The organism is Altererythrobacter sp. GH1-8 (assembly GCF_043702085.1).
GTDB lineage: Bacteria > Pseudomonadota > Alphaproteobacteria > Sphingomonadales > Sphingomonadaceae > Erythrobacter.
Window position 1 is genome coordinate 1,152,931 of sequence record NZ_CP171690.1, and the last position, 21,032, is coordinate 1,173,962.

Genomic DNA, 21,032 nt, shown 5'->3' on the forward strand with positions numbered 1-21,032 from the left:
TTGACGCCAGATTGCATACAATGTGTAACTAGAAAAAGAATCGGCATGCAAAACTCTTCTAAGGAGGCTCCGTGAATGCACATGTCCCCAAAAATGTTCCGGCAAACTAGCGCGCATAAAGCCGTGCTTCTTCCCAAGGCCGCGCTGCTAATGGCTGTGTCAACCTTGCCTGCTGTGGCCTATGCGCAGAGCGATGACGTGACAGAAGGCGACGGTGAGGATGTCATCATCGTCACAGGCGAAAGTATTGATCAGTATGATGTGCTGCCGGACCGCCCTTCGGACAGCACATTTGGGACCATACGTGCGCTTGAGGAAACTCCCCGCTCGGTCAGTCTGGTAGAGGGCTCGCTGATCGAATTGTTCGGCATTCAAAGCGTGAACGATTTTGTGGCCATTACGCCAGGCACCTTTACCGGTAACTACTTCGGCATTCCCGGAGCGTTGGATGTTCGCGGAGAGCGGGCGGACAATTTCTTCCGCGGCTTCCGCCGGATTGAAAACCGCGGCAACTTCCCGACGGCCGTTCAGGCGTCAGAATATGTCGAAATCGTCAAGGGGCCGCCCCCTGTCATCTATGGCGGCGGGAAGGTTGGCGGAATCCTGAATTTTGTTCCCAAATCGGCAAAGAACAAGGATAACAAGTTGGATGCCGCAACGGGCGGCGCATCTGTCACCGTGGGCACCTATGGCAAACTTTTGGGCACTGCTGAATTTGGTACTCCATTTGACATAGGCGGCGCGGAATCGGGCGTTTACGTATTCGGCCTGCTGGAAGATTCAGACCATTACTATCGCAACATTTACACCAAGAACCGTTTGCTGCAGGTCGCCGCGAACACCGATATCAGCGACAAGATCACGATTGAATATGGCGGCATGTACCAGAACGCCGATCTCAATCAGAGCCTCGGCTGGAACCGTGTTACGCAGGATCTGATCGATAGCCGCGGGGCGCGCTATCTTGGCGGAACACCCGGCCTCAATCTTGATACCAACGGCGATGGCCAGTTGTCGCCATCAGAGGTCGATGCGTTTGATCTTGAGCAATTCGCCTTCGCATCGCCATTCCCCTTCTTCGCGCTGAGCCAGAATCAGCGCGACGCTTTCGCGCTTGACCCTGCGACCGTTGGCTTCTCGCCAATCGATCACCGTACTGTGCAAACCGAACGGTCCGATTTCTCCAAGTCCGAAGTGTGGACCGGATATTTCGATATCTTCCTCGATCTGAGCGACAATTTCTCGATCAAGAACCAGACCTTCTACGATAATGTCGATCACTCGAAGTTCTCAAGCTATGGCTTTGGCGCCGACTATGATGCCTATGTCTTTGAAAACAAGACGACGGCCAATATCATCTTCAATCCCTCTGGGGCCCTCAATATCGAAACCGTGCTGGGCTTTTCCTATCGCAAGTCCGCAGGGCGAGAGCGGGAGTCGCGCGGTCGCGGCTATCAGGTACTCGACCGCCGGGATATCTCCGTGGGCGCAACAGGGAACGACCGTTTTGAAGGCCCGTTCTCGGGAAGCGGCAATGTCGCCTTCAACTGGGATCAGGACGGCAAGCATACCGATCTTGGTTTCTTTGGCCTGATCGATGCCCGCATTGGCGATAGCGTCAGCGTGCTGCTTGGTGCCCGCGTTGACGATTACGATGTATCGGTCTTCGGCACCAATGTTGCGGGCGTCTTTGGATCAGCAGAAGATAGCGACACTGCCTTCTCCTATAACGCCAGCCTGAATGTCGAGCCGATCGACGATATCAACCTCTATGTGACCTATGCGACGTCTGAATATCTCGAACTCGGACAGGGCGGCATGGTCAGTCTCGAGACCATTCAGAGCGATACCTGGCTGCAGGATTCTGAAGTGCTGGAAGCCGGGATCAAGGGCTATCTCAACTACGGCAAGCTCTTCTTCAATCTCGTTTGGTATGAACAGAACCGCACCAGCTTCAACACGCTGTTCGGTGCTTTCGACAGATACGAATCTACCGGCGTAGAGCTTGAATTGCGGTACGCGGTTACCGAAAGGCTGAACCTCACCGGATCGGCCACATGGCAAGATACAGAGTTACTCAATTCGCCGTTCTTTTTGGGAATTCCACCTGAAGCTCTGGGCTTCGTTCCCGCATTTGCGAACGATCCCGCGCGCTTTTACGGTGGCCGCTTCACCGGCGTCGGATCACAGATCGGTATTGATGGGCCGATCGATTTTCCAACTCCAAGCCAGTTGTACTCAATCAACGCGACCTACACTTTGCCGCAAGGCATGGGCATGTCAGTTGGGGCCACGCATGTCTCCTCGATGTTCTCCGGATTTGCCCAATTGGTTCGGTTGCCGTCCTACACGGTGACGCGCCTGGCTGCGTTCGCAGATCTTGGGCCATTTCACTTGCGCGTGAATGCGAACAACCTCTTCAACGAGAAATACTACACGCCGCAATTCCTGTTCTGGGACACCTTCGTCAGCCCCAGCGTGGGCCGTACCGTGGAAGCAACCCTGTCCTATAAATTCTGAGCAGAAAAACTGCGCATAACAGCTTTTGGGAGCAATCGAATGGAGATCAATTTGCCTGAAGTGGTGGCGGAAGTCACCGCGCTTTGCGCAGCCTATAACAAGGCCCTGATCGAGAATGATGTCGAGGCGCTCAGTGATTTCTTCTGGGACTCCGAACATGCCTTGCGGCTGGGCGTAGCCGAAGAACTGTATGGCGCGGATGAAATCAGGGCTTTTCGTAAGGCGCGGGTGGTCAATTTCTCTGACCGCAAGCACTTGCGCGAAACCTTGCTCACCATTGGCCAAGACTTTGCCTCGGCCACGCTTGAGTTCACGGTGAAGGTCAACGGAAGTCCGCGCCATGGCCGCCAGAGCCAAGTGTGGGCGCGCTTGCCGGAACTGGGATGGAAGATCGTCTCTGCCCATGTGTCGCACAAGGTTACGGCGAACAATCGCGCCGCTTTTGGCGATGGAGCGGCAGCGGCCTATGTCGCTGCAGCATCGCAATTGCTGGAACTGCCGATTGATCCCGAGTTTCGCGATGGTGTCGTTGCCAATCTCGATGTGATGAAGAAGATCGCTGGGCCGCTGATGCAGTTTGATCTGGGGGATGAAGAACCGGCTGCGAGTTTCACCGCATGACAAATGATCTGGCCTTGCTCAGTGCGAGCGAAATTGCCTCGGGCGTCCGGTCGAAAGCGTTTTCTGCCGCCGCCGTTGCCCGCGCGACGCTGGACCGCCTTGAAGCCATAAATCCGGTAATCAACGCCTTCACTCTCGTGACTGCGGAACGGGCACTGTCAGAGGCTGATGCGGTTGACGAAGCAGTGGAAAGCGGACGCGATCCCGGGCCGCTTGCCGGCGTACCTTACTCGGTGAAAAACCTCTTCGATCTGGCGGGCGAAGTGACTGTGGCGGGGTCGATCATCAACAAGGACTATCCGCCAGCGACAGCAGATGCCACCAGCGTTGCTCGCTTGAAGGAGGCCGGGGCGGTCTGTCTTGGCGCCACGAATATGGGCGAATACGCCTATGATTTCAGCACTATCAATTCGCACTATGGCGCAACTAAGAACCCGCACGATCTCAGCCGGTCGGCTGGGGGCTCGTCAGGCGGTTCGGGCGCTGCTGTTGCGGCAGGGCTGGGTGCATTTTCCCTCGGCACAGATACCAACGGATCGGTGCGTGTGCCTTCATCTTTCTGCGGGATATGGGGCCTGAAGCCTGGATACGGCAGGCTATCGCGCGCCGGTGCGTTCCTGTTTGCAGGCAGCCTTGATACAATCGGGGTTCTGGGCAGGAGCGTCGCCGACCTGGCCGCCTCTGCCGATGTAATCGATGGCCCCGATCCGCGCGACCCTGTTTGCGTGCACGACCCCCATCCATCTTTTGCATCCACGCTTGATCAAGGGATCGATGGCCTGCGGATTGCCAAACTCGGAGGCTATTTCTCCCGCGACTGGACTGACGAGATCGCCGACGCCTTGGAACAGGTCACAGATGCTTTGGGCGTGACGGCTCAGACCGAACTGCCCAATCCTGAACTTGCGCGGGCGGCGGCCTATACCATTACGGCAGCTGAAGGCGGGGAGCTGCATCTGGAACGGTTGAAGCTGCGTGCGGCGGATTTCGATCCGTCTTCGCGCGATCGGTTCATCGCCGGCGCGCTAGCGCCAACGGCCTGGTATATGCAGGCGCAACGGTTTCGTAGCTGGTTCAAAGCGCACATGGCGGCGGTATTTGAGCATCATGATGTTCTTGTCGCACCGGCTACGCCAATGGTTGCTCCGAAGTTGGACCAGAATACCTTCACGCTCGATGGCGCCGAACATCTGCTAAAACCAAACATCGGCATTCTGACCCAGCCGATCACGTTGATCGGGTTGCCGGTGGTTGCCGCGCCGGTCCATTCGCCAGGGCGTTTGCCAACCGCGATCCAGCTTATTGGCCGCCCCGGCAGCGAAGCGACACTCTTGAGAGTTGCAAGGGCGCTCGAAGCGAATGGCGCCTGCGCTGCCCCGACTTCTACTCCAGCCTGACTGTTCTCAGAAGGACCATGCCCATGGATGCCGTGCCCAAAACTCAGTTCGTCCCAACCATCTGGACCAAGGGCGATTGGAATGCGTTCTTTGGCTATGGCAGCAATCTGCTGGTGAATGTCCTGTTGTTGACGAGCATGCTGCGCTTTGTAATCGACATGCCGGCGGAGTTTATCTTTGCGCGGGTTTTACCCGCTGTAGGCGTGATGCTGTGTGTTTCGGCCCTTTATTATAGCTGGCTTGCCTACGATCTGGCAAAGAGGACCGGACGTAGCGATGTTTGTGCTTTGCCCTCGGGGCCGGGCGTTGGACATATCTTTATCGTGACCTTCGTGGTCATGCTTCCGATCAAGCTGATGACCGGCGATTATGTCCGTGCATGGGAAGCAGGCATGGCTTGGATTTTCATCCAAGGGGTGGTGGTCGTGCTCGGCGGTTTTGCCGGCAACTGGATCCGTCACATCGCGCCGCGCGCTGCGCTGCTGTCAGCTTTGGCTGGTATTGCGATCACTTACATCGCAATTCGCCCATTGTCAGAGATGTACATCACGCCAGTGATTGGCTTGATCTGCTTTGCCATCGTGCTGCTGGACTGGTTCGGCGGGTTTCGCGCTTTTGGCAAGATCCCGGCCGGTATTGCCGTAATCGTTGTTGGCACTCTGATAGCTTGGGGTTCCAACCTGTTTGATCTCAACTATGGCGGGCTGACGCTGGAAGGAGTGCGCCAGTCTTTTCTCCACTTCGGCTTCCAGATCCCTATCCCGGCAATCGGGCATGTCTTCTCTGGCTTCGAATTTGCCTCGATCTTGCTGATTACGGCTATTCCTTTCGGAATTTACGACGTTATCGAAGCGATCGACAATGTTGAAAGCGCTGCTGGAGCGGGGGACGATTTCTCCACACGTAAGGTGCTTGTTGCCGATGGCCTGATTAGCATTTTGGGCGCATCGCTGGGCAATCCTTTCATGCTAGTCGTCTACATCGGACACCCGGCTTGGAAATCGATGGGCGGGCGAATTGGTTACGCCGGAGCCAGCGGCTTGTTGATGCTGGGCCTGGGACTGCTTGGGATCGTACCCTTGATCCTAGCAGTGGTCCCTGTGGCGGCGGTCTATCCGATCTTGCTGTTCATCGCGATGGTCATCGGATCACAGGCCTTTCGAGAAACGCCTTCCAAGCATGCGCCGGCCATCGTGCTGGGGATCATTCCTCACCTGTTCCATTGGGCCGGCGATCTGATGAAGAACGCGCTAGGTGCAGCAGGGGTCAAGGAGATCACTCCGGAAATCAGAGAAAGCATGGCCAGCAACGGCATCATGCTCGAAGGCTTCGAAATTCTGGGCGGAGGGGCGGTGCTGACCGGGATCATTCTTTCGGCGACTGCAGTCTATGTCATCGATGGCAAATTGAAGCTCGCTGCAGCATTTATCGCTACCGGCGCGGTCTTCACTTTCTTCGGCCTGATGCACAGCCGAGAGCTGGGCCTTGGACAATCTCCAACACTGGTGATTTGTTATCTGGTTATCAGTGTGATTATCTTGTTGTCGCAACGCTTTCGGAAGACCGAATCCTCACCATTAAGCACCGAGATTGGCGATCTGCCGAGGCAACCGCAGTCTGCAAAGGTTTAAGGGAGATGAGCGACGCGGGAAGCATCGCGCGGCAGGTCTTGTCAGGGGAGGCAACTGCTGAGAGTATCGCGCGCGATGCGCTTTCGCGGATCACCGACTATGATAAGGTGCAGCCACAAGTCTGGATAAGCCGGTTTCCGGACGATAAGCTGCTTGAACTCGCTCGCGCAATCGATGCCAGGGTTAAAGCTGGCGAAGACCTTCCCCTCGCAGGAGTGCCCATCGCGGTAAAGGACAACATCGATGTCTACGGACTACCCACGACAGCTGCCTGCCCCGACTTTTATTATGAGCCTAGTAGCAACGCAGCGGTAGTAGATCAGCTTTTGCACGCTGGTGCGCTGATCGTCGGAAAAACCAACCTTGACCAGTTCGCAACCGGCCTAATGGGCACGCGCAGCCCCTATGGCATCTCCGGATGCGCTTTCAACCGCGAGTTTATTAGCGGTGGATCAAGCGGAGGGTCCGCCATCGCAGTTGCCGCAGGGCTTGTCCCCATCGCGCTTGGCACCGATACCGCTGGCTCTGGCCGGGTACCCGCAGCCATTAATGGACTGTTCGGCTTCAAGCCTAGCCCCGGGCGGTGGAGCACGTCGGGCGTTGTTCCTGCTTGCCGTTCGCTTGATTGTGTTTCTGTCTTCGCTCTTTCGGCGCAAGATGCCGCGCTGGTTGATAGCGTGCTGGCTGTCTTTGATCGCAAAGATCCCTATTCGCGCAAGCGGACCGATGCACCAATCGGATCGGTGGTTACGATTGGTATTGCGCAGCCAGGACAACTGCAATTCGAAACCCCTGAGGATAAAGCGTTATATCACAAATGCCTTGCCCATTGGGCAGACCAAGGCGTGCGTCTGATGGAAGTCGATATCGCTTTTCTTCTAGAGGCTTCGGAATTGCTCTATCAGGGACCTTGGGTGGCAGAACGCACGCAATCGGTCTTTGGTCAACACTGCGTGCGCCCGGATTCGGTCCATCCGGTGGTTCGAACAATACTCGAGGAGGGGAAGAAGGTAACGGGCGCGGATACCTTTGCCGGTCTTCATCAAATCCAGTCCTTTCGGCGGCGGGCAGAGGATTTGTGGAGCAAGGTTTCCGCCATCGCCTTGCCAACAATTCCGGGGATTGTGAGCATTGCTGATGCTCTGACGCGGCCCTTGGAGCGCAATTCGATGCTTGGGCGATATACCAATTTCGTCAATCTGCTGGATTTGGCTGGATTGGCCATCCCTACAGGTTTTCGCGCGAACCGGACGGGTTTTGGTGTTAGCCTTATCGCGCCAGCAAGCTCAGATCGGGCGCTGCTTGATTGGGCTGCATCTCTGCCCCCCCCTTTAGCTGACCAGCGACCCGATCTTGATACTGCTTCGACAAACACAGTGCGCCTTGCAGTGGTGGGCGCACACTTGTCTGGCATGCCATTGCACTGGCAACTGGAATCGCGCGAAGCCAAATTGGTGAAGAGGTGCCGCACAGTGCCTGCTTATCGGCTATTTGCCATGGCCGACACGCAGCCGCCCAAGCCTGCCTTGATCCGTGATGCAGCGGGTGCTGCGATAGAAGTGGAAGTGTACGAAATGACCGAGGCAGCGTTCGGTTGGTTCACGTCGCAAGTTCCGCCCCCATTGGCGATAGGCTCGGTCGAGGTGGAGGGGCTTGGCTATGTGAAGGGCTTTGTGGCCGAGCCACGCGCTATCGAAGGGGCTGTCGAGGTGACCGGATATGGAGGATGGCGGGATTACATTCGGGACTGCGCCAGTGCGCCGCAAGACTGAGAGTAGGTATTCGGCCTTTTACCTCGAGGATTATCCTTAGAGGCTATCTCTTAAAGTGCGCTGGTGCGCAACAACTCAAAGGGCTCCTGTCTGCGCTGCCCATCCGCTTCGGGCAGATGCGGGATTATCCTCAAAGCAAAAAATTCGCACAATTCCGGCATCCATTGCATTGTATGCATGGCGTCATTAGAGGCAGATATATTATACAATTTAGCAGACAGCCTGGCGTAAGAGATCAGGGATGCAGGAGAATTGAAGATGTCAGTTCTGGCGGAACAGATTCAGGATCTTATTCTGGATGGGGTCATCACGCCTGGGGAAAAGCTCGACGAGCACGCATTGGCGAAACGCTTCGATGTCTCGCGGACCCCAATTCGCGAAGCGCTTCATCAAATCGCCAGCACGGGTTTGATTGAGCTGAAGCCCAATCGGGGAGCTTATGTAACCTCTCTCTCCGGCTCTGAGAAGAAAGACTTTTTCATTGCAATGACAGAGCTCGAGAGCACCTGCGCGCGGCTCGCTGCCATGAGCATGACTCCCGGCGAACGCAGTGACTTGCTCCGATTGCACGAAACAATGGGGCAGTTGGCCGCACGCAAGCTTATTGATGAGTTCGAGCTGGCGAATGAGGAATTGCACAACATGATCCTGGAGGGAGCACGCAATCAGCCGCTGGCCGATATGACCCGGACTGTCCGAAACAGACTGCGGGATCGCCGCGAGAAGCAGTTCAAGAGCATTGACCGCATCGCCCATTCGCACGCGGAACATGAGCTCGTTGTGCGGGCAATTGTAACCGGTGATCCGGCTGCTGCACACGGGTCCATGCTGCATCACATGGACCGTTCCGGTGCATCGTATCGCGAAATGATCCGGGCAATGGCAAAGCAGAAAGTCAGCGAAACTGCGGATTGAGTTGCCGGAAAACGTAGTAAATCCAATTCTGAGACCACCGTCTTACAACAAAGCCCAGGTCTTTGGCTCCACTTTCTCACCCAACCTTCATTGTTGATGATCCACTCGATTCTGAGTCCGCTATCGGCCTGCAAAGACCTACCCGCGAATGACCGAAATTGGGGCGCAAAACTGCCGTAGGCATGAATGTCCGCAATTGGGTCGTTAGCAGACAGTCCGCTTCCGGGGGACATTGGGGTTTCAGCGCCTCTCTGCACTGTCCATCGAGCCGCAGCACCAGGTCGCCCAATCCTCCATCAGTTCTCGCCGTTTCTCGAACAGATCGCCGCGGCGATAGGCGGCCTCGACACGGTTCGCGACCGTGTGCGCGAGAGCCATTTCGACGGCCTCAGGCGAATGACTTGTGCTTTCAGCCGCCCAGTCACGGAATGTGGAGCGGAACCCGTGGACCGTGAACTGGCCAAGGTCCATGCGCTTGAGCACTGCACCCAAGGTCATGTCGGACATGGGGCCGTTGTGCATGCCGGGAAAGAGAAGGGGTGTCTTGTCGATCCGAGGCAGTTGCTCGAGAAGCTTGATAGCAGCCTTGGATAACGGGACCCGATGTTCTCGCCCTGCCTTCATGCGTTCGGCTGGTACGACCCACAGCGCGCGATCCAGATCGATCTCATCCCACGAGGCATTGCGCACCTCGCCCGAGCGGGCAGCCGTCAAGATGACAAACTCAAGCGCGCGAGGGCTTATCCCCTCCCGCTCCCGCAGCTTTGCCATGAAGGGAGCAATATCCTGCCAGGGCATGGCCGGGTGATGGCGAACACGGCGCACCTTCGAGATGCGGGGAAGGGCGGCCTCCAGGCCTCCGCGCCATACAGCCGGGTTCTCGCCTGTGCGCCAGCCCATCAGCTTGGCGCTGTTGAGTACAGCCTCGATCCGCATGCGCACCCGGCTCGCTGTCTCTGACTTCGTACTCCAGATCGGCTTGAGGATCTCGACGATATGCTGGGCCGTGATATCTCGCACCGGCATGTCGCCAATGACTGGATAGGCATAGGTCTTGAGAGTGTTGGTCCATTGCTGGCTGTGCTTATGATTGCTCCAGCCCGCTTCTTGTGCAGCGATATATTTCTCGGCAGCCACGCGGAAAGTGGCGGCTTCGAGCTGCTGCTCTAGCTCTTCCGCCGTAGCGATCTCATCCGCTTCTGCCTTGGATTTTCGCTTTTGCTCGATCGGATCGGTGCCCGATGCAACCATCGCTTTGAGTCGCGCAGCCTCCGCTCTCGCAGCGACAGGCTCGACATTTGCGAGCGATCCGAGCCCCATTTCGCGTCTTCGCCCAGAAATTTGGAAGCGGAAGATCCAGCTTTTCGCGCCGCCAGGCTTCACGTTCAGGTACAGACCATTGCCGTCGGCATGCATGCCTGGCTTGGCATTTTTTATCTCGAGAGCTGTCAGCGGCATGCCGTTTGACCTTCATCCCACCACTTGTCCCACCACAATTATGGTGGGTTTTGGCAGATTGCAATGAAGCTTGCTGAACGATCCACATCAGCGTAACAATGTTTAAACACTGTAATTAATGCATTTTGTGGTCCTTATTGCACCATGATGAAGGAAGAGGTGGCGGAGACGGAGGGATTCGAACCCTCGATACCCGGTTCGGGTATGGTTCCTTAGCAGGGAACTGGTTTCAGCCACTCACCCACGTCTCCGCATTCGCAAACCCGGCTGTCTATGGTTTGCGAGTTGCGCGCTATAATGGGGCGATTGCGGCCCCGCAAGGGCGCAAAATGTCGAATTTGCCTGCAAACCCGGCTCGCTGCCCTCCCACGTCGGCAGAATTCGCCATTCCCCGCACCAGCGACTCGGTTCACCGCAATTTCGATTCGGTTCATCGCCGCGACATTGTCCCGTGTCCATCGAGCGATTCTGATCCGCCATTCGAGGGGCGATACAAGGCCCCGCAGGAGCACATCATGACGCGCATCACCGCATATCTCAGAACCTGGGCTCTCGCGCTTGTGGTCGCAAGCGCAGCGCCTGTCGCTGCGCAGGAGCTCGAAAGCATAGATCCTGACGCCGCGTTCGGACCGGCCTCGCAAGCGGATGTCGCACCTCTGCCTGACTATGTCAGCCCGGTGCCCGAGGCATCTTCGTCCGCAAATGGCCCAAACAGCGAGCTTCCGCCCGCTCCGCAGGATGAGGTGGTCTACAGCTCTGAACCGCTGCCCGGTTCGCCCGCTCCGGAATGGTCCGACCCTCAGCCTGCGGAAACAGCCGTAATGACAGATGAGCAACTGGCTGAAGCGGAAACCACTTACGGCGAGGACGATCTGATCGGCGCGGCTGGCGGGGTCTTTGGCGACGGCGCCAAGGGTCTTGCGAAGATGATCGAAAATCTCCTCAAGGATCAGGGCCGCCCTAATGGCTACATCGTTGGCCGCGAAGCAGGCGGCGCGTTTGTGGTCGGCGCCCGCTATGGCTCGGGCACGCTTCATCACAAGGTCGAAGGCGAACGCCCGGTTTACTGGACTGGCCCATCGATCGGGTTCGATGCCGGAGCCAATGCCAGCAAGACTTTCGTTCTTGTCTACAACCTGTTCGACACAGAAGAGCTGTACGAGCGCTATCCGGCGGGCGAAGGTCAGGTCTATGTCGTTGGAGGACTCCACGCAAGCTACCTGCGCAAAGGCGATGTCGTGCTGATCCCTATCCGAATGGGCGCGGGTCTGCGGCTTGGCGTCAATGCCGGCTACATGAAATTTTCGAAGAAGCAGAACTGGCTGCCGTTCTGATAACCGCCCTTTCGGCGTCGCAAATGATCGAATAATTGCGCAAACTCTGCGCCGCGGCAGCAATTGGCTGTTGCGAGCAGACGCGCGGCGCGGCAAAGGGGCCGCGCTATGCTTGAGAACCTCTCCCCCCAGTCGCCTGACGCGCTGCTTGCGCTGATCAAGATGTATGCCGCTGATGAGCGGACCGACAAGATCGACCTTGGTGTCGGTGTCTATCGCACCGGGCAGGGTGACACGCCTGTGTTCGAAGCGGTCAAGCAGGCCGAACAGAAGCTGGTCGATACGCAAAGCTCTAAGGCATATCTTGGGCCGGAAGGCGACATGGGCTTTGTCGAAGCCCTGATGCCGTACATTTTCGGTGATGACCCGACCGATGGTGGCCGGATAACCGGTATGCAGACACCCGGTGGCACCGGCGCTGTGCGGCTTGCTGTAGCTCTCGCTAAAGCGGCTGGCGCGGAGCGGGTGCATATGGGCGTTCCGAGCTGGCCAAACCATGCTCAGATCCTGAACGATGTCGGTGTGGAGACTGTCACCTTCTCTCATGCGACCGACGTTGGCACAGCGGACCTCGACGCGGTTCTCGATGTCATCAAGGCGGCCGGACCGAAGGAAGCCGTCCTGCTGCACGGAAGTTGCCACAACCCGACCGGGATCGACTACTCGGACGAGTATTGGGATGCGATCGCGGATGCCTTTGCCTCTTCGGGCACGTTTCCGATCATCGATGCGGCGTATCAGGGTCTTGGCCACGGGATGGAAGAAGATGCGCTGGGCATGCGCAAGGTCCTTGCCGCAGTCCCGCAAGCCTTCGTCTGCTACAGCTGTGACAAGAATTTCGGCGTTTACCGCGACCGCGTTGGTGCATTCTACGCCAAGGCAGAGGATGCAGAGCAGTTGGCGACGGTCTTCTCCAACGCCAATGCGCTGGCCCGCGCAAGCTGGTCGATGCCGCCTGACCATGGCGCTGCCACTGTCCGCCTGATCCTGGACGATCCGGCGATGACGCAGGTGTGGCTGGACGAGCTTGAAACCATGCGCGAGCGGCTGCGGCTGGTGCGCAAGACGCTCGCTGATGCAGGCACCGCGGGCGGCGTGGATTTGAGGCCGATCGGCCAGCAAAATGGACTGTTTGCCATCCTTCCTGTGACGCCTGAGCAAGTGAAGGCGCTGCGCGAAGATCATGCGATTTACATGGCAGGTTCGGGCCGTATCAACGTGGCAGGTCTTACAATGAACAACATCGGGAAGTTCATCGACGCACTGGCTGCGGTGACAGGTTGAAGACCCCCAGACTAGATTGCCACATCACTACCAGTGACAAGGTTTCGCCGATAATCTCGGAACAATCTCCTGTTTTGGCCGTTGAATGGATTGAAAACAAAGGAGTTTTACTATGCCTGCACCAATCGCGACACTCGCCCTCGTAACCCTCGGCAGTGGACTGGCATTGGGTGGTTGGTCCTACAAACGCGCCAAGGATGCGAAGAAAAAAGACAAGTATCCCAAATTGACTCATGCGCTGGCGGATGACGAAGTTATGGTCCGTGACACAGGGCCGTCGGCGAACAACGCCAAGACAGTGACACAGAACAAGGCGGCTTCCCAGCCCGCCTGAATGAACGATACCTGCTCCCTTTAGGGGAGCGAATTTCGATCACGATAAAGGGGCCGCTCCGTGGAGGAGCGGCCCTTTTCGTGTGCGCCGAAACGCTCGACCTATTTGGGGGCAGGTGCCAAATCGCGCGGAGGATCGGCGCGCTGCGGCGAGGTCTGGCGCGGCGGGTTGGCACGCGGGGCTGGCGGGCTAGTCCGCGCGGGCGGCGGGTTCGTCCGGGCCGGTTGCGTCGTAGACGTGCGGCGGGGCTTGGGCCGCCAATAGTCAGCCTTGAGCTTGTACTCATGCCCGCATACCGTGCCGGCATGGCAGGTGAAGTTTGCACCGTTCGGCGGCAGCTGCACGGTCAGTTGCGGGTACCACACCGGCCAATCCCAATTGCGGGACCACACCGCGATATCGACATAGGCGCGCCCGACCAGGCCCGGCGTCATCTGGAACCCGAGATTGTAAATGGGATCGCTGACCGTAAAGCGGCTGAAACGGCTGCCGTTCACATCCAGCGGATAGCGCTTGCCGCTTTCCGACATGGTCATGACTTTGTTGGCGACATGATCGCGCAGTTTGAAGCTGAGGCCGTTGGAGAACAATTCCATCTTCACCGCCGGATGGATCTTCGCGCCAGCAATCCCGAAGCTCGCCCGGTTAGCAAGGAAGTCGATCTGCTCGATCGTGCGGATAACCGGCGGTGTGGTCTGTCCGGGGGAAGGCGGCTTGAACTGGCCATTGGTAAACGGCGAGGGCAGCCGATCCGTCAGGTCAAATCCGACATCGACCCCGACATTGCCCTGCCTGTTGCTCGTAAGCTTGTACAGAAAGCCTGCATAGGCCTGCGCTTCGGCAACCAGTTCCTGTCCGTTGAAGCGCTGCGTGCTGTGCAGGCCCGTTGCCGCATATTGATTGGTATTGGCGTCGATGGGCTCGAAAACAGGCCGGAAGAAGGCCTGCTCCTGACCGTTCTGGTGGCGATATTGATAGGTGCCGTCCATCTGCACAGGAAGGCGCAAGCCAAAGCCATAACTGAAGCCAGCATAAGGCTCGACATAATAGGTCCGCTTGCAGCCAAACAGGCACCAGGCGATGGTGATCGAGACGCGCTTGCGCCATTCGAACTGCCGCCCAAGCGTAAAGCCGGTGAGATAGAATGCGCGGTCAATCGCGATATCCTCTGATATGTCGAGCTGCGGTGCGGCTGCAAAATCGGTCATCCCTTGCGGGCGCGTGGGAGCGGCGCGAAGATCGGTAGGGCGCGTTGGCGGTGCAGGCGAAGTGGTGGGTTCAATCCCGCCGGCGGCGAGCACTCGTGCGTCGACCGCATCGCGCTCTACGGAAACACTGGCGAGTTGGTAACCGTCTGCCGGCGGGCGCTGCGTGGTGCCGAATGCCGGGCGCGCCTGAATGCGCAAGTCCTGCGCTTCAAGACTGGGGACGAACATCACTTCTTCCAGCTCGACTTCAGCCCGGTTGATCAGCTCCTCCTGCAAGGCTTCATTGCTCATGGCAGACAGGCGCACGGCTTCTGCCTCGCCGATTTCCGCGCGGCGCTGCGGATCAGCCAGATAGCTGCGCAATTGCGCGATATCGTTGTCGATCTCTGCTTGCTGCTCAGCCGCTACAACACGCGCATTTGCAATGGCGCGGCTGCGCTCTGCCGGATTGGCGATGAAGCGCGCGCTGGCCTGCGGGCTGGCATATTCGCTGGCACGGGCAGCATCACTCTTGCGGCTCCAGCATTCGACTCCCTGGGCTTCGACGTCCTGCAGCGTGTTCGCATCCGAGCACACGCCGGGCTCAAGCTGGTAGGCGATGAACTGGCGGACCACGATCCCTTCGGGAATCTCCGCGACTTCAAGCGTGTCTGCGTGGACCTTGGCGATCTGCGGGCGGGACCGCAGGCGCTGCGCGACATTGATCGGCGCTGCCGGATTATCGAGCACTGGCCGCATGTCGATTTCGCCCTGCGCAATCTGGATGACCGGCTGAGCGCGAACCGCGCCGATGGTCATACGCCGCAGGACGGGCCGGGACTGCAGCAGGGCTTCAGTGCTTTGCGCGCGCAGGATCGTGGTATTGGCGGGCGCTTCCACTTGCAGTTCAGCCGGACGCTGGACCTCGGTCGTCTCCGCCTGCGCCGCTTGCATTCTGAATTCCTGCGCAGCGGCATAGCCTGCAAGTCCAGTCGAACACAGAACAGCTGTCGTGAGAACTCGCCGCAGCATGGGTCCCTCCCAAGGCTTGCGCTGAGATGCCCCTCAAACCGAGCGTGTCAGCGCAGTGATAACAGTCGCGACCTGCTATGGTGCGGCGATCGTATCGAATGGGGAAGGGTGGGGCAAGCTGGCACTGTTAACCAAGAGCGGGCGCGTAGTGGTCAGCCCGCCAGCAATTGCATCCGCTTCAGGTAGCGCGCGAGCACGTCGATCTCGAGATTGACCTGGTCCCCTGCTTTCAGGGCGCCCAAAGTGGTTACTTCGCCGGTATGCGGGATGATGTTGAGGCCGAAATCACACGCGCCGTCATCCTGATCTTCGACTGTGTTCACTGTCAGTGAGACGCCATTGACGGTGATCGAGCCCTTGGCGGCGATGAAGGGGGCGATCGCTTGAGGTGCGCGGATCACGATCCGCCAGCTGTCGCCCTCTGGCACGGCTGCAATCACTTCGCCAACCGCATCGACATGGCCGGTGACGATATGTCCGCCAATCTCGTCACCTACGCGCAAGGAGGGCTCGATATTGAGCTTTGCGCCTTCAACCCACATTTCGGGCACGGTGCGGCTGGTGGTTTCCGCTGAGACATCGACATCGAACCAAGCGTCGCCAGCGCTGCCGCCGCGCTCGACCACGGTCAGGCACACGCCCGAACACGCAATGGAGGCGCCGATTGCGATCTTGGCCGGATCGAGCGGGGCAGCAATGCGCAAGCGCAAATCGCCACGCTGTTCGGCCTTGGCGATGGTTCCAATAGCGGTGACGATCCCTGTGAACATATGCGCAGCTTTGCTCCTTATCGGGTGCGCTGATAGGCGGTGAATGTGTCGCTGCCAAGCTGGCGGCTTTCCGCAATCGTCCAGCGGCCATGCGCGGAGGCGAGATCATCGAGACCCAAGGCTCCGATGGCGCGCAGCCCGTCGCCGATGATGATGGGCGCGCGGTAGATCTCCAGCCGGTCGACCAGGTCGGCTGCAAGGAAGCTCGCCGTGATCTTCGCCCCACCTTCGACATAGAGGTATTGCGCGCTTTCGAGCTGCGCGATCTGCGCAGGCGCGTTGATGACCTTGACGCCGTCAGGTGCGACCCCGCGGGTCAGCAGCACCTTGCGCGGCGAGCGCTCTTCAAGGCCGGGAAGCCGCACATCGAGCCGCGGTTTGTCCGCACGCCAGGTGCCGCCGCCAACCAGAATGGCATCAGCCATCGCGCGGCGCGAATGGACATGGGCGCGCGCCGCCTCGCCTGTGATCCATTGGCTAGTGCCATCAGCGAGCGCGATGCAGCCATCGAGTGACATGGCGATCTTGAGCGTTACGTGAGGGCGGCCCTGCTCGGCGCGCATGAGATAACCCGCAAGGCTTTGCCGGGCGGCTTCGCTCTCCAGCACATGAACTTCGACCCCTGCCTTCTCCAATAGCGCAACGCCATTGCCTGCAGTGCGCGGATCGGGATCGAGCATGCCAATGACCACCCGCGCCGGGCGCGCATGCGCGAGCAATTCCGCACAGGCCGGGCCGCGTTCTGACTGATGCGCGCAAGGCTCCAGCGTAACATAGGCAGTTGTGCCTTCCGCAGTGCCTTTGGCCAGCTTGCTCAAGGCATTGGCCTCCGCATGCGGGCGACCACCCTCTTGCGTCCATCCCCGCGCAATCACGCGGTCATCCTTAACAAGAATACAGCCCACCGCCGGATTGGGCGCGCTAACCGGACGTCCACGCAGTGCCAGCCGCGCCGCTGCGTCCATCCAGCGCGCGTCGTCGGTGCCTTTAGTCGGCAAGCGGAGCCTCGCGGTCGCCTTCTCCTGCCGGAGCGTCACTCGCAGCCGCCGCCGCTTCTTCCGCCGCTCGTTCCGCTTCGATTTCCGCTTCCATAGCATCGACATCGATGCCGGTCGCGCGGCCCAGATCGCGATACATCTGTTTCTTTTCTTCCTCGATCCGGACCTGCTCGGCAGCAAACGCATCCTTGCGTTCCTGGTTCGCAATGTTCGAGGCCATAATTTCCTCGTCCGTCCGATCGGGCGCGAAACTGGTGATCCAGGTTATCTCCGGCCGTGCGGGTGGTGCCGTCACGCTTTGCGCTGTGGCCCACATCATAATGATGATGACCGGGATCGCCGAAGCGAGCAGAATGACCCAGCGATAAGGCTGGGGCTTCCTGAACTCACTCCAGAAGTCTGCGATCCCTGGCAGGGGATTGAACCGCGATTTGGAAAGCGACTTTGTGAACATGGCCACCAACATAGGGAGCAGGTTTCACCTGCGCTAGTGTTTCACGCTGCAGTGCTTCAGCCGAAGCTTGAATACAGACTGCGGCCGTGCCGCTTGAGCCATCTATCTGCTTCTGCAACCTCGCCTTCAAAGATCCTCGCCAGCATCGCATGAAAGGCGGGTGAGTGGTCGAAATGGACGAGATGCGTGACTTCATGCGCAACGACCGATCGGCGTACGAAGTCAGGGGCTTGAATGAGCCGCCAGTTCAACCGGATGCGCTGCTGGTCGGAGCAGCTGCCCCAACGCCGTTGCGCGCGCGACAGCGCTACCGGGACGAGCTTCAGATCTGCCGCTGCGCAGTAATGTGCGGCATCCTGTTCGAACGCTTGTAATGCGAGCACTTCGCACCACCGCCTGAGCCGCGCTTCCAACGACGACAACGGGCCACCTACCAGGATTGAACTGCCGTCAAGCTGCGGTTTGCGCGGATGCGCTTCATCCCATTCGATCGCGTGCGGTTGCCCGTGAAGATGGAGGGTGCTACCCGGCTGAGGCGTTTTGCGCTCAGGCAATTTCGCGAGCTGATTTGCCAGCCAATCGCTTTTCGCATGAGCAAAGGCGATCGCTTCCGCACTTCGTGCCCATTGCGGCAGGGTTAGCTTCACCGCGCTGCCATCGGGCGCAATCCGCAGAGTCAGTCGGCGCGCGCGGGCATGGCGCTTCAGTTCAATCGGCAGAATACGTCCGCCAAGCTCTATCTCTGGCTCAAGCCGTTCCTTGCGCAGCCAGTCAATCATGGCGCATCCTCTGCGACATGAGCGTTCCATTCGACGATGTGATGCTCGGGCGGCCCGGCTACTGTCTCACTGATGACGCGCCCGACCACGGAAACGCCAGCGCGCTGCACCGCCTCGCGGTCTCCGCTGATAAGGTAATGCCAGTCAGGCAGTGGCTTGTCCTGCGCGCGCCTGCTGTAAGCACAAGTCTCCGGCAGCCATGGCACGTTCTGGACGATCTTCAGGGTGAGCCGCAGACAATCCGGCACATAGGCCTTGCGGTTCTTGTAATCGGTGCAGCGCGCAGTCTTGGTATCGAGCAGCTTGCACGCGACATTGGTGTCGAAAATCTCGCCTGTGTCTTCTTCTTCCACCTTGTGCAGGCAGCAGCGCCCGCAACCGTCGCACAGCGCTTCCCATTCGGCGCGTGACAAGTCCTTCAGCGGAAGGGTCCAGAACTGGTCTCTCAGCTCACCCATTTGTCGAGTTCAGCCGCGACGCTTTCCGCGCCCTGGTCGGTTGGCAAGGTCGCGAGCGGCTCTCCATTGGGTCCGAACAGATAGACGATCGCGGAATGATCCATCAGATAGCCGCCGCCCGGCGTGTCCTCTCCGCGGGAATAAAACACGCGGAAAGTGTCTGCGGCTGCCTTCACTTGCTCCTCGCTCCCAGTGAGTCCGATCAACCGGTCTGAAAAGGCTGCGGCAAATTCACCCACTTTTTCAGGCGTATCGCGGACAGGGTCGATGGAGATGAAGATCGGCTGGATGTTGCTTGCCTGCCGTGGCCGCTTCTCTGCATATATCTCCAGCCCCTGCGCCATGCGCTGGACATCTGTCGGGCAAATGTCTGGGCAGAAGGTGAAACCAAAATAGACGATCCGGTACTTGCCGTTGAAATCGGACCAGCGCACGGTCTCGCCATCGCTGCCCACCAGTTCAAACGGCCCGCCGATATCAGCACCTGCCAGCGGCGGATCAATCGGCTGCTCGGATGTTCCAGGGGTGCAGGCTACTAGCGCGAATGGCGCCAGCAAGGCAGCAATCAGCTTGGTGGCAGTCAGTAGCTTTGGGGCAGGCGTGGCGTGTCGGTTCATGGTCTGCTAATTGGGCATCGGCCATTGCGTTTGTAAGAGGTTCGATGTGCCTCTAAGGGGCTTTCTGGCAGGAATTGCGAAAGGATAACAGGATGGCGCGCGCCTTTATGCGCAGGATTGGGTGGGCGATTGCGGCCTTGCTCGCTGTTTCAGCGATGCCGGCGGCAGCGCAGATGTTTTCCGATGGCTATGAATTCCTGAAAGCGGTGAAGGATCGCGACGGTGATGCCGTCACCAACGCGCTCAACGAACCGGGGACGACCATCATCAACACGCGCGACATTACAACGGGCGAGACCGCGATGCATATCGTGACAGAGCGCCGTGATGTGGTCTGGATACGCTTTCTTTCGCAGCGCGGTGCCAATCCGAACATTCGTGACCGTAACGGGGTTGCGCCGGTCCAGGTTGCCGTGACGCTCGGTTTTGTTGAAGGGGTCGAGGCCCTGATCAAGGCGGGCGCTGACATCAATGTGAAAAACAGTACCGGTGAAACGCCCTTGATATCTGCTGTCCACCGGAAGGATGTGGCCTTGGTCCGGCTGTTGCTCGAAAAAGGCGCTAACCCTGATGCGACCGACAACTCGGGCCGTTCCGCGCGCGACTATGTGGCGCTGATGAACGGGAACGCGCGGCTGGTCGACGAGTTCGAGAAGGCAGATGCCAAGCGCAACGAGCAAGGTTCGGCGAAGGATTACGGGCCGTCATTTTGACCACCCAGAGCCAATGTGAGAGACAATGACTGATTATTCCGACATGACTTTGGAAGAACTGCGCATTGCGCTCGCGCCGGAAGTGGCTGCAGCAGCGATCTTCGATGGCTGGAACGAAACAGCGCTGGAGGCAGCGGCAGAGATGGCCGGAGCGGACTTCGATATTGCCAGGCTCGCCTATGCCGACAAGCGGATCGGTGGGCGCGCGATGGATATGATCGATGCCTGGATTGAAAGCGTCGATGCTCGCATGGTGGAAGAGCTGTCGGCAGAAAAGCTCGCCGAGATGAAGATTCGCGAGCGGATTTTCGAGCTCGTATGGTTTCGCCTGATGGCGATCGAGGGCCTTGAAGAGGCTCTTCGGCGCGCGATGGCGATTATGGCGATGCCGCAGAACGCTGCGCGCTCGCTGCAGATTGGCTGGCGCAGCGCGGATCTGATGTGGCGGCTCGCAGGCGATACCGCGACGGATTATAACCACTACACCAAGCGCACTATTCTGGGTTCGATCTATGCCGCGACGCTGGCCGTCTTCATCGAGGATGACAGCGAAGGCAAAGAACAGACGCGCGCTTTTCTCGAACGCCGGATCGAAGGCGTGATGAAGTTCGAGAAAGTGAAGGCGCGGCTGCTGCGCCCGGACCGCGAGACATTCAATGTGACGCGCTTTCTCGGGCGGCTGCGTTACCCCGCGCGGTAGTTCGCAAACTCTCTATTGAGAATCACTTGCAAAAACTCGCGTGCTCTGGCAGCGGGAC

Annotated in this window: 19 protein-coding genes and 1 tRNA gene; 11 read left to right on the forward strand and 9 right to left on the reverse strand. The window is 58.7% G+C overall.

Annotated features, from left to right (window positions below):
• The first annotated feature begins 150 nt into the window (after positions 1-150).
• From ACG9DO_RS05620 to ACG9DO_RS05645, 6 genes are all read left to right on the forward strand, one after another.
• Positions 151-2,520, forward strand: coding sequence for a TonB-dependent siderophore receptor (locus ACG9DO_RS05620; protein ID WP_394730744.1), 2,370 nt, complete (start codon positions 151-153; stop codon positions 2,518-2,520).
• A 39-nt stretch (positions 2,521-2,559) separates the two neighbouring features.
• Positions 2,560-3,141: an oxalurate catabolism protein HpxZ gene (gene hpxZ / locus ACG9DO_RS05625; RefSeq protein WP_394730745.1), complete on the forward strand. Its 582-nt coding sequence runs from the start codon at positions 2,560-2,562 to the stop codon at positions 3,139-3,141.
• On the forward strand, positions 3,138-4,538 hold the full coding sequence (locus ACG9DO_RS05630) for an AtzE family amidohydrolase (protein ID WP_394730746.1): 1,401 nt from the start codon (positions 3,138-3,140) through the stop codon (positions 4,536-4,538). The genes hpxZ and ACG9DO_RS05630 overlap by 4 nt, the downstream gene beginning before the upstream one ends.
• A gap of 23 nt (positions 4,539-4,561) precedes the next feature.
• Positions 4,562-6,169, forward strand: a complete 1,608-nt coding sequence (locus ACG9DO_RS05635; RefSeq protein ID WP_394730747.1) for a hypothetical protein — start codon at positions 4,562-4,564, stop codon at positions 6,167-6,169.
• Between the two features lie 5 nt (positions 6,170-6,174).
• Entirely contained in the window at positions 6,175-7,941 is a 1,767-nt protein-coding gene (gene atzF, locus ACG9DO_RS05640; RefSeq protein WP_394730748.1) for an allophanate hydrolase, read from the forward strand.
• 258 nt (positions 7,942-8,199) lie between these two features.
• Positions 8,200-8,856 (forward strand): GntR family transcriptional regulator, encoded by a 657-nt coding sequence (locus ACG9DO_RS05645; RefSeq protein WP_394730749.1) that lies wholly within the window; start codon positions 8,200-8,202, stop codon positions 8,854-8,856.
• Positions 8,857-9,096: 240 nt separating this feature from the next.
• Here ACG9DO_RS05645 and ACG9DO_RS05650 read toward each other — a convergent pair whose 3' ends face one another.
• Together ACG9DO_RS05650 and ACG9DO_RS05655 are read right to left on the reverse strand one after the other, a co-directional pair.
• A complete protein-coding gene (locus ACG9DO_RS05650) occupies positions 9,097-10,314 on the reverse strand; it encodes a tyrosine-type recombinase/integrase (RefSeq protein ID WP_394730750.1) in 1,218 nt (405 codons plus the stop codon).
• 160 nt (positions 10,315-10,474) lie between these two features.
• Positions 10,475-10,565 (reverse strand) — tRNA-Ser (locus ACG9DO_RS05655).
• A gap of 264 nt (positions 10,566-10,829) precedes the next feature.
• Between ACG9DO_RS05655 and ACG9DO_RS05660 the strand changes: the two genes are divergently transcribed.
• From ACG9DO_RS05660 to ACG9DO_RS05670, 3 genes are all read left to right on the forward strand, one after another.
• Entirely contained in the window at positions 10,830-11,648 is an 819-nt protein-coding gene (locus tag ACG9DO_RS05660) for a DUF1134 domain-containing protein (RefSeq protein ID WP_394730751.1), read from the forward strand.
• Between the two features lie 108 nt (positions 11,649-11,756).
• Positions 11,757-12,932: an aromatic amino acid transaminase gene (locus ACG9DO_RS05665; protein WP_394730752.1), complete on the forward strand. Its 1,176-nt coding sequence runs from the start codon at positions 11,757-11,759 to the stop codon at positions 12,930-12,932.
• A 112-nt stretch (positions 12,933-13,044) separates the two neighbouring features.
• Positions 13,045-13,266: a hypothetical protein gene (locus tag ACG9DO_RS05670; protein ID WP_394730753.1), complete on the forward strand. Its 222-nt coding sequence runs from the start codon at positions 13,045-13,047 to the stop codon at positions 13,264-13,266.
• Positions 13,267-13,367: 101 nt separating this feature from the next.
• Here ACG9DO_RS05670 and ACG9DO_RS05675 read toward each other — a convergent pair whose 3' ends face one another.
• The 7 genes from ACG9DO_RS05675 to ACG9DO_RS05705 form a co-directional block, all read right to left on the reverse strand.
• Positions 13,368-15,485, reverse strand: a complete 2,118-nt coding sequence (locus ACG9DO_RS05675; protein WP_394730754.1) for a hypothetical protein — start codon at positions 15,483-15,485, stop codon at positions 13,368-13,370.
• A gap of 152 nt (positions 15,486-15,637) precedes the next feature.
• On the reverse strand, positions 15,638-16,255 hold the full coding sequence (locus tag ACG9DO_RS05680) for a riboflavin synthase (RefSeq protein WP_394730755.1): 618 nt from the start codon (positions 16,253-16,255) through the stop codon (positions 15,638-15,640).
• Positions 16,256-16,272: 17 nt separating this feature from the next.
• Complete coding sequence (gene ribD, locus ACG9DO_RS05685) at positions 16,273-17,253, reverse strand: bifunctional diaminohydroxyphosphoribosylaminopyrimidine deaminase/5-amino-6-(5-phosphoribosylamino)uracil reductase RibD (RefSeq protein ID WP_394730756.1); 981 nt, start codon at positions 17,251-17,253, stop codon at positions 16,273-16,275.
• Positions 17,243-17,707, reverse strand: a complete 465-nt coding sequence (locus ACG9DO_RS05690) for a hypothetical protein (protein WP_394730757.1) — start codon at positions 17,705-17,707, stop codon at positions 17,243-17,245. The genes ribD and ACG9DO_RS05690 overlap by 11 nt, the downstream gene beginning before the upstream one ends.
• 56 nt (positions 17,708-17,763) lie before the next feature.
• Positions 17,764-18,486 (reverse strand): M48 family metallopeptidase, encoded by a 723-nt coding sequence (locus ACG9DO_RS05695; RefSeq protein ID WP_394730758.1) that lies wholly within the window; start codon positions 18,484-18,486, stop codon positions 17,764-17,766.
• A complete protein-coding gene (locus ACG9DO_RS05700) occupies positions 18,483-18,944 on the reverse strand; it encodes a YcgN family cysteine cluster protein (RefSeq protein ID WP_394730759.1) in 462 nt (153 codons plus the stop codon). Before ACG9DO_RS05700 ends, ACG9DO_RS05695 begins: the two co-directional genes overlap by 4 nt.
• On the reverse strand, positions 18,932-19,561 hold the full coding sequence (locus ACG9DO_RS05705; RefSeq protein ID WP_394730760.1) for an SCO family protein: 630 nt from the start codon (positions 19,559-19,561) through the stop codon (positions 18,932-18,934). Before ACG9DO_RS05705 ends, ACG9DO_RS05700 begins: the two co-directional genes overlap by 13 nt.
• Positions 19,562-19,653: 92 nt before the next feature.
• Here ACG9DO_RS05705 and ACG9DO_RS05710 point away from each other — a divergent pair, with 92 nt between their 5' ends.
• Together ACG9DO_RS05710 and ACG9DO_RS05715 are read left to right on the forward strand one after the other, a co-directional pair.
• Complete coding sequence (locus ACG9DO_RS05710; protein WP_394730761.1) at positions 19,654-20,274, forward strand: ankyrin repeat domain-containing protein; 621 nt, start codon at positions 19,654-19,656, stop codon at positions 20,272-20,274.
• Between the two features lie 25 nt (positions 20,275-20,299).
• Positions 20,300-20,974: a COQ9 family protein gene (locus tag ACG9DO_RS05715; RefSeq protein ID WP_394730762.1), complete on the forward strand. Its 675-nt coding sequence runs from the start codon at positions 20,300-20,302 to the stop codon at positions 20,972-20,974.
• The last annotated feature ends 58 nt before the right edge of the window (positions 20,975-21,032 follow it).